This window comes from Actinokineospora sp., from assembly GCF_050699995.1.
GTDB lineage: Bacteria > Actinomycetota > Actinomycetes > Mycobacteriales > Pseudonocardiaceae > Actinokineospora.
Genome location: NZ_JBOHGC010000636.1, coordinates 1 through 3,582, shown reverse-complemented (window position 1 = coordinate 3,582; position 3,582 = coordinate 1). Strand labels below are relative to the sequence as shown.

Below are 3,582 nucleotides of genomic sequence, written 5' to 3'. Positions count from 1 at the left end.
CTTGCAGGTGGCGTCGGAGACGAACGGGACCTGGGCGCGCAGCAGGTAGCGCTGCTGCGCGCCGCCTTCGGTGGCCGCGCCCCAGCCCATGATGTCGAAGGTGCCGTTGTCGTAGGTGGCGTTGGTGGCGATCGGCAGGGTGGCCGCGCCGGTGATCGGGGTGGCGAGTTTGATCAGCGCCCAGTCGCCGCCCTCGGCGCCGTCGTAGCCGGGGTTCTTGTAGACGTAGGACGAGGTTCGGGTGACCTTGTTGCTGTCCTGCAGGTCGATCACGCCGTAGGTGGCGGTGATGCCGGTGTTGTTGCCGGTGCCGTTGACGCAGTGCGCGGCGGTGAGGACGAGCTGGTCGGTGTACATCGCGCCGCCGCAGCCCATGGACAGGCGGACCATCCAGGGGTACTGGCCCGCCGTGGCCGGGGTGCCGCCGACGACCTGCGGGGTGACGTCAGCGGGCGGCGGCGGGGGAGCGGCCATGGCCTGGCCCGCCACGACCGCTCCGGCGGCGAGCGTGCCCACCGCGAGGATCAGTGCTTTGTGGAGACTGCTGAGCTTGCGCACGAGTTTGTTCCTTCCACATGGGACTGTTGCAGGGATGTGGAACCGGCCGGGGGTGGGCCGGTGTCTGGGATCGCGGCGGGACCCGGATATGCCCTCGTGGGCCCGCCGCGAGATCTGGATCAGAAGGTCCGGAACCCTCGGGTGGCACACGCCCTCACCTGTGTTCCCCGGTGGTTCTATAAAGCGAATACTGGAGTGCAACCTGTTCTACCCGCAAGCCGACGGAAGTCCTTCGTTATTGCCGTTCATTCACAGTTATCCCTGGGTGATGGCCATTTCGGACATGTCGTGAGCAGGGCATCCACCTGGACCACGACAACTGTCCCCGGTCGGGTGGTCAAAGGCTTTCATCATGTCTTCGCATGATCAGAATCGTCGAGTCGGAATGCCGCGCGAGTTCCCAGGTGGCCACCGGAATCGACAAACGCACTGAACAAACAGTTCCGAGCGGTCATTGCCAGTGCGGGCACCGTTCGATGGATTCCGGACCGCTCGACGGCGCCGGTGTGTGGTCGGGTGCCGGGTGTTCGATGATCCGGCGATCGTGCGCATAGACGAACCGCGGGGAACGGCCGTCGACGCCCGCCGCGACGGCGTGGGTGGTCAGCGAGGAGACGTCGCAGATGTCGCCGATGGGGAACAGGGAGCGGGTCTCGGCGATGACGTCGTCGTCGCCCGCGCGCAGGACGACGCGCAGGTCCGGCGCGGTGGCGAGGGCGGCGATCGCGACTTCGACGTTGTCCAGGTCGTGGGCGCTCATCGCGGCGAGGGCTCTGGCGCGGCCCAGGCGGAGGCGGTCGAGCACTGCCCGGTCCTGGGCGTGGGCGATGAGGACCGGGATGCCCGCGGCCTTCGCCAGCCGCAGGTTCGCCGCGGCCGGGTCGCGCTCGACGACCAGGACCGGGATGGACAGCCCGCGCAGCGCCATGGCGAGGCGCAGGCCGACCTGGCCGAGGCCGACCACCACGACGTGGTCGCTGGTCGGCATGGTCCGCGGGCCCACCATGCCGACGCTGCGCGTGGACAGCGACCGGTGCACGAGACCTGCGGTGAACAGCGCGGTGAAACCGATCGTGAGCACCATGCCCGCGCTGGACACGACCGGATACCAGGCGGGCGCGTGGCCATCGTGGGTCGGGCCGACACCCGCGGTGATCCGGGTCGCCAGGTGCAGCGCGTCGGTGGCGGGCAGACCGAACACCAAAGTGGCGAGCAGCCACTCCGCGACGAGCGTGGCGAGCAGCCCGACACCGCCGGTGCGCAGCATCCTGGACGTGACGTCGTGGGCCCGCGCCTGCGCGGCCAGCGTCCGCGATGCCCTGCGGTGCCACGGTTCCGCGGTGCGCCAGCGGCGCGTGGTCACGCCGTCGCCGGTGTCGACCAGCATCACCCCCGCCGGGTCGACGGCCAGGACCGGGGCGCCGAGGCAGGCGCCGATGATCGAGGGCACGGAGACATCGGCGGGCGAGGTGATCTGGCAGTTGGGGACGACGCGGAGCAGTTCGCCCGCGACGGTCCGGTCGAAGAGCGTGACCACGAGCCGGATGCCGGGCGAGAGGTGTTCGACGAGCAGGGCGTAGCGCAACGCGGTGATGTCGCCGTGGATCAGCACCGCGACGGCGGCCACGTCGGCCCGCAGCGCGGCGCGCAGGTCCGCGTCGCTCGGCTCGATCAGGTGGGTGACGACGTAACCGCGCTCGCCGAGCGCCGCGCAGGTGCGCCGGGCGACCTCCGTGTCGCCGAGGACGACAGCGCTACCAGTCCGCGGCGACATAAGTGGTCTCCAGGTAGGCGTCTATGCCTTCGTACCCGCCCTCGCGGCCGAGGCCGGACTGCTTGACCCCGCCGAACGGCGCCGCCGGATCGGACACCAGACCCCGGTTGAGGCCGACCATGCCCACCTCCAGGCCCTCGCACACCCGAAGCCCGCGGGCGAGGTCACCGGTGTAGACGTAGGCGGCGAGCCCGACGTCGACGGAGTTGGCCAGTGCCAACGCTTCCGACTCGTCGCGCACCGCGATGATCGGGGCGACCGGGCCGAAGACCTCCTCGGTGGCGACCGGCGAATCCGGTGGCACGTCGGTGAGCACGGTCGCCGGGTAGAAGGAGCCGGGGCCGTCCGGTCGGCTGCCGCCGACCACCACCTTGGCGCCCGCCGCGACGGACCGGTCGACTTTGTCGGCGATGCCGTCGACCGCCCGCGCGTTGACCATGGGCCCGAGTTGGGTCCGTTCGTCGGTCCCCGGTCCGACGCGCAGCGCGCCCATCCGCTCGGCGAGCCGCGCGGCGAAGTCCGCCGCCACCGATTCCTGCACCAGGAACCGGTTCGCCGCCGTGCAGGCCTGCCCGCCGCCGCGGGTCTTGGCCACCATCGCACCGTCGACCGCCGCGTCGAGGTCGGCGTCGTCGAGGACGATGAACGGCGCGTTGCCGCCCAGCTCCATCGACGTGTTGACCACCCGCTCGGCGCTCTGCCGCAACAGCGTCCGGCCGACGCCGGTGGAACCGGTGAACGACAGCTTGCGCACCCGTGGGTCCGCGAGCGCCGCGCCCACCAGCTCACCCGGCCGGTCCGTCGTGACGACGTTGACCGTGCCGGGGGGCGCACCGCAGTCGCTCAGGACCTGGGCGAGCAGCAGGGCGGTGAGCGGGGTGTCCTCCGCCGGCTTGAGCACCACCGAACACCCGGCGGCCAGTGCGGGGGCGATCTTGCGGGTCGCCATCGCGGCCGGGAAGTTCCACGGCGTCACCAGCAGCGCCACCCCGACCGGCCTGCGGAAGGTGAGGATGCGGTGCGCACCCGACGGCGCTGTGCGCAGCGCGCCGTCGATCCGCACCGCTTCCTCGCTGAACCAGCGGAAGAACTCGGCCGCGTAGCCGACCTCGCCGCGCGCGTCGGTCAGCGCCTTGCCCATCTCCAGGGCGATCAGGTGCGCGAACTCCTCGGCGCGCGCGGTCATCGCCTCGTACGCGCGGCGCAGCACCTCGTCGCGCTCGCGCGGCGCTGTCGCCGCCCATCCCGGC

3 protein-coding genes are annotated in these 3,582 nt (G+C 71.4%); all 3 read right to left on the bottom strand.

What is annotated here, in order from left to right; translation table 11 throughout:
- The coding region (locus tag ACRDSQ_RS30500) for a S1 family peptidase (RefSeq protein ID WP_431425874.1) at window positions 1-558 on the bottom strand (558 nt) is incomplete at its 3' end.
- Between the two features lie 451 nt (window positions 559-1,009).
- On the bottom strand, window positions 1,010-2,332 hold the full coding sequence (locus ACRDSQ_RS30495) for an NAD-binding protein (RefSeq protein WP_431425872.1): 1,323 nt from the start codon (window positions 2,330-2,332) through the stop codon (window positions 1,010-1,012).
- A partial coding sequence (locus ACRDSQ_RS30490) for an NAD-dependent succinate-semialdehyde dehydrogenase (RefSeq protein WP_431425870.1) occupies window positions 2,313-3,582 on the bottom strand: 1,270 nt, incomplete at its 5' end. The genes ACRDSQ_RS30490 and ACRDSQ_RS30495, both read right to left, overlap by 20 nt.

Coding starts and splice junctions, on each gene's coding strand:
- ACRDSQ_RS30495 (WP_431425872.1), bottom strand. CDS start 2,332: ATGTCGCCGCGGACTGGTAGCGCTGTCGTCCTCGGCGACACGGAGGTC.